The organism is Paenibacillus sp. AR247 (assembly GCF_002968895.1).
Taxonomy (GTDB): domain Bacteria; phylum Bacillota; class Bacilli; order Paenibacillales; family Paenibacillaceae; genus Paenibacillus_AQ; species Paenibacillus_AQ favisporus.
In genome coordinates this window covers 48,115-55,133 of record NZ_PCZT01000023.1, presented here as the reverse complement: position 1 = coordinate 55,133, position 7,019 = coordinate 48,115, and the positions used below count along the sequence as shown (strand labels likewise).

Here is a 7,019-nt window from a genome sequence, read left to right as displayed (position 1 = left end):
ATCACGACAAAAAAGAGCAAAACAATAAGCCCGGTTACGGCATAAGGATTACGAAGGAATTTCTTCACGACCGTCATCCACGGGCCCGGAGGCTTCTTGGAAGGGGGAAGTGGCGCGCTGGCCGGTTCCGGATGCTCAGATGCCTGAACATTGGGAGCTGTCTCGATGTTCATGTCACTCATGCCGATTTTCCTCCTTTACTTCCAAGTTTCACGCGTGGGTCGACGATCTTATACAGAATATCAGCGATAAAGTTACCGGCAACGACGACCACAGCCGTAATGAGCGTAATCGCCATTAACACGGAATACTCACGCGAACGTGCCATTTCGACGAACAACCGTCCCATGCCCGGCCAGTTAAACACGCTTTCCGTCAGCGTCGCACCACCGACCAGAATCGGCAGATCCAGGCCAATGATCGTAATGATCGGAATCAAAGCATTACGCAGCGCATGCCGGAAAATGACCTTGCGCTCAGGCACGCCCTTCGCACGGGCCGTACGGATGTAGTCCTGCTCCAGCACTTCAAGCATACTGGAACGCGCGTATTTGGAGTATGAGGCCAAGAAACCAAGCACCAAGACGGAGCAAGGCAGAATCAAGTGATACAGCAGGTTGCCGAAGTTCCCTTGCTTATCCATGTCGTACATGTCGGACAGCGGGAGCCAGTCTAGCTTTAGGGAAAACAACTCCTGCAGGATGATCCCGAACCAGAACGCAGGCATTGCAAAGCCAATGTAACTGACAAAGTTAGCCGTCTGGTCGGAAATGCCGTACACTTTCGTACTGTTATAAATCCCCCATGGAATGGCGATGAGCAGTGAGATAAACCAAGCGAACGCCATCAGTTTGATCGTGTTGCCAACCGTTGGCCACAACACTTCGCCAACCGGCAGGTTGTTCTTGAACGTGTGACCCAAGTCGCCTTTCAGCATGTTCGTCAACCAAATAACATACTGGGTAGGAACCGGCTTATCCAGACCCAGGTTATGGGCTTGGATCTTTGCGGTTTCGGGTGATACTCCAGGGGCCATCATCATCTGTGTTGGACCGCCTGGCGCAGCGTGAATAAGGCCGAATGCAACCAAAGAGATCAGAAAGAGTACAAGAATGGATTGCAGTAAGCGGCGGATGAAGTATTCAGTCATTGTTGATCCTCCTAGAGATGATACGGACACGGACGCCTAACCATCATCCTTTTTTAAACACAAAAAAGGGTGGAGGGGAAGTTTCCTCCCCCTCTAGCACCGTTGTTACTTCCTATGTTGTCTATTATTTTGCGTCTACCCACCAGTTGATCAGGTGGAAGAAGTATCCGTAAGCCAGGGAGGATTCAGGAGCATCCTCTTCCGCAAATTTCACCTTGCTGCTGTTATACGCGGTTGGCGTACCGTATTGGTACATGAACACGTATGGAAGGTCCGTCGAAATCTCTTGACCGATTTGTTTGTAAATCTCTTTACGCTTCTCTTGGTCTACGACAGCCGTTCCCTCTTCCCACAGCTTGTCGAGTTTTTCGTTCTTATAGAAACCTTGGTTCTGACCAGCCGGCGGGAAGTACTTCGAGCTGAACGTTGTTTCTCCGTCCGGATCCGGGTTGTTCAGGGACCATCCCATCAGGATTGCCGGGTATTTACCTGGAGTCAGGTTTTGGTCAACCCATGCAGCGAAGTCGAGCGCTTTAGGAACAACTTCAATCCCTACATCCTTCAGGTTTTGCTGGATTACGCTCGCCACTTGCTCACGGCGGCTGTTACCCGAGTTGTATTGAAGTTCGAAGGAGAAACGGTGTCCGTCTTTCGTCAGGATGCCGTCGCTGCCTGCAGTCCATCCGTCTTCAGCCAGCAGCTGCTTCGCTTTTTCCGGATCAAAGGCATAGTTGACTGCCGCATCGCCCGGATCTGCCCAGGAACCTGGCAGGAACGGAGCGTTCATCAGCTTGCCTGTGCCTTTCAGAACGTTGTCGATCATGCCTTGACGGTTAAGCGCGTAAGCAATCGCTTGTCTTGTTTTTTGTCCAGCCCAAGGAACAAACTTGTCCTTGAAGTTGTCCGGGTTGAAGTTGAATCCGAGGTACTCGTACTGCGGACCTGGCTCCTGGATAACGGTCAAGCCGTCTCTGCTCTTCACGGCGTCGACTTGAGTTACCGGGATACCGCCCAGAAGGTCAACGTCGCCTTTGATAAGGGCTTGCACTTCTGTGTTTTGGTCAGCATAGATTTTATATACGATCTTGTCGATATGAGGTTTAGGACCCCAGTAGTTCGGGTTTCTCTCGAAGGAAAGGTACTGCTTCTGCTTCCATTCTTTCCATACCCAAGGACCGCTGGATACCGTTTTGGCCGGATCAGTTCCGTATACGTTCTTTTGCAGCTCTTCAGGTTTAACGTCCTTCAGGATGTGCTCCGGAACGATTTGGGTAGACAAAACATATTGGAATGGAGCGTAGACTTGTTTCAGCGTAATTTTAACGGTAAGGTCATCCACTTTCTCGACTTTCGTTACCTTGTCAAATCCGGACATCCCAGGGGATCCGACTTTAGGGTCCTTAATCGAATTGAATGTGAAGACAACGTCGTCGGCCGTAATCGCTTCGCCGTCGCTCCATTTCGCCGAATCTTTCAGCTTGATGGTATACGTCAGTCCGTCTTCGGAAATCGTCATTGGCTCAGCAGCAAGAGACCAAGGCTCGGCCACGACTTCACCTGTACGGTTAATGTCATACAGCTTGGCATACATGAACTCCGCAGCATCACCAGAAGCTGTATCTTGAACGAACAGTGGGTTTACGCTAACGATGTCGGAGAAGCTTCCGTAAGTCAGCGTTCCGCCGTCCACCGGACCGGTCGCCTCTTTCGTTCCCTCCGTGCCCGTATTCGTAGACGATTCTTTGTTCCCCTCGTCTTTAGGTGTGCTGCTTGCATCATCCTTGCTGCCGCATCCTACGAACAGCGTGCTGACTACCGATAATGAAACGAGTAATGAGAGCCATTTTTTCTTGCTTGTCATGTACCATTTTCCTCCCCTTTATGATTTGAAAAATAATGGCGTCCTCCATAGATCCGAGAACAACCCAAGACCTCTCCAATGGTCTTAAGCGATCTGGCCGCGAAAACCATTAGGGACTTTACACCTACTTCGGTTACCGTAACCGACCCCCGAATGACGTTGAAACAATTCCCCCTCTTGTAGACCTTTCATATTGCAACAAGACGACGGTAGCAAGGTAAAGCAATATATTAAAAAATAATATATCCAGAAGTAAGGCAGGACCGATGCGGGATCCTGCAGCAATAAAGGACGGTAGATTCCGCGACGTGGACGCGCAGTGCATTATAGCGCAATAAAGCATTAATGCTTTAAATGACCATCGGTCAATTTGAATCAGCAAAAAGGACTATATATGAAATGGTTAAAACTTCCTAATAAATTTAATGTAAATAATACGTGTAAATTAATATCACGTCAATATTTTTTTTGGGCGGTTTTAATATATTTTTTAAAATGGCTCAATATTAGCTGTATCAATGGGATTTTGATGAAAGAGGCGATCCGTTTTCACCAAATTTAAATGTTAAAAACAGGAAGGTTTGACGTCTGGAATATCCAAGTTCTCAAAATGTTCAAAGTATAAACCGCTTACATTGAGAATACATAAAAATGCATGTTAGGTTCTGTGACACAGTAGCGAGGTTTCTTGTAAATTATGGAAGCCACAGGCTAACAGCATAGGAATCTTCCGCGTCATCTCTTGCAAATCAACAATTGATTACGTTCAAATTTACTGGAACATAAATCATCTGTCAATTATAAAAATAGCGGGTAATTCTGGTAAGTAGATGGGAATTGGAATGTTTAAATTGTCAAGGAGCCGGGGTTGCCGGAGGGGGAAAAAAGCCCCCCTCACACCCCTATTATAAATCACTTTTTGAATAAATCTATGAATACTAAATTATTCCATCTAGTTAAACATACTAGCGCTCAATGCCTATCGTTACGATTTCGCAAGGTCCCGCTTCCAGCTCCAAAGACTCAGACAGCTGTTCTACCGAAGCGCCTTCCGTCTCTTCCAGAATGGTCGTTTTATATGCACGGCTCACCGATTGAGGCCATTCTAACCGAAGGCTGGCAGGCTGCTGTTTCATGTTGTACCAGCGAAGCATATGGTCTCCGGAATCCTCGTTAACGGTCCACGCCGAGAAGGCGACTCCCTCACCGCTCCAGGCAAAAGGAGCATGTACCGCAGACAGATCGCCGGTATGAATTCCGGTTTGCACGCTTGTCCACGGAATTTGGAATTGGTAAGCTTCCGCGTAAGCTCCGGACTCCTCCCCGCGGCCGTCATGCGGAATGATTTCAAGCTGAACGGCATGTTCGCCAAGGCATTGAGCCTCCGGCGTCGGGAACCAGCCCCAGTCACCCAATTCTCCGACCGAACGAAGCAGCGTGACCGCGATAGTATTCCGGCCGTCCCGCAGCACTTCATACTCGTTCAAGCCGAGGTTGGCTACCGCCAGGCCGCCTGTCTCCCCGCTCACATCGACAAAAGCCTGCTGGTGCTGGGCGTTGCTCGGATTCTGCCATTCGATCGCAGGCTGATTATCCCGTGACACGATTTCAAACATGGAGTCCACGCGGTGCCGGCTTGCTTCAATGTCAGTCGGGAACAATGCGCGGACGCGGTGATCCTTCGCCTGGTTGTTAAACGAGGCCTCCACTTTAACGCCCTTGCCGTCCTTCTCCAGACGTACCAGGGTACGGGTCTTCATCGGCACGGTTTCTTTCACCCGTTGAGCTTTGCGCTCCGGATAGTAGACCACTTCGATCTGCTCCTTCTGAAGAAGCTCATCCGCCGATGCCGGTACCTCCCAGTCATGAACGATTTCGAGCGTAGCGCGGTAAGGCGTATCTTCCACAACCCGGATCGATGCTTGCAGATCGCGCGTCGTCAGCGGAGCTTCACCTTCAGGCTGCTTGTACATGTATTCGTTGCCGATGTCCCCGGTATCCTCGTAAACGAGCAGGTCACGGTATTCGCGTCCGTTTCGCTTGTCGGTTACCGTAAGGCTTCCGTTCGGCTGAGCTGCTACCCGCAGGATGCTATTTTCCATCACGTTGTTCCCGGTGATCAGCGATGCTGAAGTATTGTCCGAGTGCTGCGCCGCTGCCTGGCCGGACACGAGTGCGTACGCCCGAAGTCCGTGCGCCGGAACGGCGTTAGCCTGCAGCGTAATTCGCACGGCACGCGCCATATATGGCTGACGGAACCGGTCATCCGGCAGATCGTAGCCGAAGCGCTGGCCCAGATCCTCGAGCGTAAAAGGCACCGGCTTTCCGCTCGGGTCCAGCACCACACGCTCACCGAGCTCGAGCGCCTGAATCCGGCGGCTGATTTCGTCCAGCGGGATGCCGTCGCGGAAGTAAATCCGCTGTACGTCCAGCTCGACGGATACGGTGCCGGTCCGCTCCCATCCGGTAGTGTTAAACACCACAAACGGCAGCGCATCTTCGCCATACTGCGCGAAGGATGACGTATCCACCGCATCGGCCACCGCCCGCTTGCTGTCTTCAATGATCGATTCCGCCACGTCGCGGCTCTTCGCAAAGCGGGTTACCATCTCGCGGTGAACCTCATCGACGCTGCAGCCGCAAATGCTGTCATGCGGATGGTTCTGCATCAGCGTTTTCCATGCATCGTAAACAGATGATGCGGGTAAGCCTGACCGGTCAGGTGGGCATACGCCGCCAGCGGCTCGGCTACCTTTTCCAGCAGCGCCTGGCCATGCTGATTCATCTGCTTGAGGTATACGCGGGCAGACGCCGTGTTCACAAGCGTCCCCCATCCGTCGGTCCGCTGGCTACGAAGTTCGCCGTGCACGACGGACAGCTCGTTCTCTTGATGGCCTTTGACCGATTCCAAATACTGCGGGAAATTCGAGTGAACGAACTCCGTGTCCGGATACAGCTTGCGCGCAGTCTCCAGCGCCTCAGCCAAATCGGTCTGGATCGGCTGGTGGTCGCAGCCGTTCATGAAGAGGAGCTCCGGCGTCGACGCGTACTTCTCCGCATCCGCCAGCTTCCGGTCCCAGAACGCCTTCGCCCCTTCGGGATCGGCCGGGATTTCGTTGCCGTTGCTGTACCAGTTGGCAAACAGAATGCCGAGCACCTTGGAGCCGTCCGGACCTTCCCAGATGAGCTCCGAGAAGGAAGATTCATACTCAGAGTCGGCAACCGTATTGTTAAAGCCGGTCGGCTTGACGCCGCGGCCGAACAAGGCGTTATCGATGCCGGATTGGCGCATCAGCTGCGGAGCCTGGCCGACGATGCCAAAGGTGTCGGGGAAATATCCCACCTTGGAAATTTGCCCATAACGGCGGGCGTCCTTATGGCCGATTTGCATGTTGCGGATGTTGGCCTCGCCGCTGGTCAGGAACGCATCCTGCAAAATATACCACGGGCCGATGAAAATGCGGCCTTCGCGGATGTATTTTTCAAGCCGTTCCTTCTGCTCGGGACGCACCTGAAGGTAATCCTCCAGAATGATCGTTTGCCCGTCCAAGTAAAAGCTCTTGTACTCCGTATCGTTCTCCAAAGTATCCATCAGCACATCCATCAGACGGATGAGACGGACATGATGTTTTTCATAGGGCAAATACCATTCCCGGTCCCAGTGAGTATGGGAGATGATATGCGCCGTTCGTTTTGGCTTGTTTGACATAGAAATCGGGTCTCCTTTCCTTGGGCGGCTTGTTCCCGATCGGAACTCTCATCCCCTGCTTGCAGATCAACATATTGGGCTAAGGTCCAGCTTATAGCCGAACCCTGCCCTGGATAAATTTGCACTGTCATGGATGGCCGGACGCTGGCATGGATGACTTACGGACATAATCATCTCCATCCGCAAGTGTCCATCCATCGCGTACAAATTAACATTCAAAGTAAGTCTTAAATATAACCTATATATAATAGAAGAAAAAAATTTGGCGATCCATACATCAGACGATTTCTACAGACCTG

The 7,019-nt window shown here is 51.4% G+C and carries 2 protein-coding genes and 2 pseudogenes; all 4 read right to left on the bottom strand.

All coding sequences use genetic code 11. The annotated features are described in order from the left end of the window. Positions 1-182: pseudogene (locus CPT76_RS40765) on the bottom strand (ABC transporter permease); the annotation flags it as partial. Then, positions 179-1,150 (bottom strand): ABC transporter permease, encoded by a 972-nt coding sequence (locus CPT76_RS29235; protein WP_076172462.1) that lies wholly within the window; start codon positions 1,148-1,150, stop codon positions 179-181. The pseudogene CPT76_RS40765 and the gene CPT76_RS29235, both read right to left, overlap by 4 nt. A gap of 124 nt (positions 1,151-1,274) precedes the next feature. Beyond that, entirely contained in the window at positions 1,275-3,011 is a 1,737-nt protein-coding gene (locus CPT76_RS29230) for a peptide-binding protein (protein ID WP_105445375.1), read from the bottom strand. Positions 3,012-3,976: 965 nt separating this feature from the next. Further along, a pseudogene (locus CPT76_RS29225) lies at positions 3,977-6,720 on the bottom strand (alpha-mannosidase). Positions 6,721-7,019: the final 299 nt, after the last annotated feature.

What these genes read in the sequence shown, in the direction of transcription:
- CPT76_RS29230 (WP_105445375.1), bottom strand. Translation starts at nt 3,011, where the DNA reads ATGACAAGCAAGAAAAAATGGCTCTCATTACTCGTTTCATTATCGGTA.
- CPT76_RS29235 (WP_076172462.1), bottom strand. Translation starts at nt 1,150, where the DNA reads ATGACTGAATACTTCATCCGCCGCTTACTGCAATCCATTCTTGTACTC.